This window comes from Pseudoalteromonas sp. GW168-MNA-CIBAN-0100 (assembly GCF_040309225.1).
GTDB classification, from domain to species: Bacteria; Pseudomonadota; Gammaproteobacteria; order Enterobacterales; family Alteromonadaceae; genus Pseudoalteromonas; species Pseudoalteromonas arctica.
The window spans coordinates 1-271 of record NZ_JBEOOL010000574.1 but is presented as its reverse complement, the minus strand read 5'-3'; the positions used below and the strand labels follow the sequence as shown (position 1 = coordinate 271).

1 protein-coding gene is annotated in these 271 nt (G+C 48.3%); it reads right to left on the bottom strand.

What is annotated here, in order from left to right:
* Window positions 1-271, bottom strand: a 271-nt coding sequence (locus AAEY62_RS22490; RefSeq protein WP_502935553.1) for an amino acid kinase family protein, incomplete at both ends; no start/stop codon positions are given.

Here is a 271-nt window from a genome sequence, read left to right as displayed (position 1 = left end):
CAGTGAGCTTTAAAAAACGTGTGCCGGGCAGTTGCTCGCTCATACATTTTAAAATGACATTTTTACCCGCACCTTTGGCAATTATAACCTCAACCCCAGCACGCCTTGCAATGTCGGCTGCTTGCAGTTTGGTTGCCATACCGCCGGTGCCCAAGTTTGTGCCACTACCACCAGCAAGCTGGCGCAATTCGTCGTTAATATCACTCACTTCACCAATTAATGTGGCATCGGCATTAGTGCGCGGATCGCTGGTAAATAATCCTTCTTGATC